At 66.4% G+C, this 535-nt stretch carries 1 protein-coding gene; it reads right to left on the minus strand.

Annotation, left to right across the window (positions count from 1 at the left end; translation table 11 throughout):
- On the minus strand, positions 1–535 hold a 535-nt coding region (locus tag EOA86_RS37755; protein ID WP_206630290.1), incomplete at both ends, for a histidinol dehydrogenase.

Below are 535 nucleotides of genomic sequence, written 5' to 3' on the forward strand. Positions count from 1 at the left end.
ATTCCGGATAGGCCGCCGCCGTCACGTAGCCGATGGAAGAACGCTTGACGAAATCCGTGACCGAGAGCGGGCCGCAGGTACGCGCCCAGCGGCTGGTCGGCAGGACGGCGTTGGGGCCTAACCCGAAATTGCCGATCGAGACTGGCGTGTGCGGCCCCATCAGGATCTCGGCGGCTTCGGTGATGTGGCCAAGGTGTGCGAAGGGATCGTTGGAGAGTATCTCCAAATGCTCCGGTGCATAGTCGTTGATGAAGCGGTAGCTCTCCTCGATCGCCGCCGTCAGGACGATGCCGCCAGAGGCGCCGGTCAGCACCGCGGTGGAAAACGCTACCCGCTGCTCGGTCATGCGCGCCCAGTGCTCGGGCAGGGCGGCCAATGCCTCCTCGGCCACGCGGCGGCTGTGTGTCACCAGGTAGGCCGATGAGTCCGGTCCGTGCTCTGCCTCGATGAGGAGGTCGAGCGCGGCTAGCCCGCCATGCACACTGTCGTCGGCGAGGATGATCGCTTCGGACGGACCGGCGGGAAGGCCGGGATC

The sequence above is a fragment of the Mesorhizobium sp. M5C.F.Ca.IN.020.32.2.1 genome, from assembly GCF_004023105.1.
In the GTDB taxonomy this organism is placed as follows: Bacteria; Pseudomonadota; Alphaproteobacteria; order Rhizobiales; family Rhizobiaceae; genus Mesorhizobium; species Mesorhizobium wenxiniae.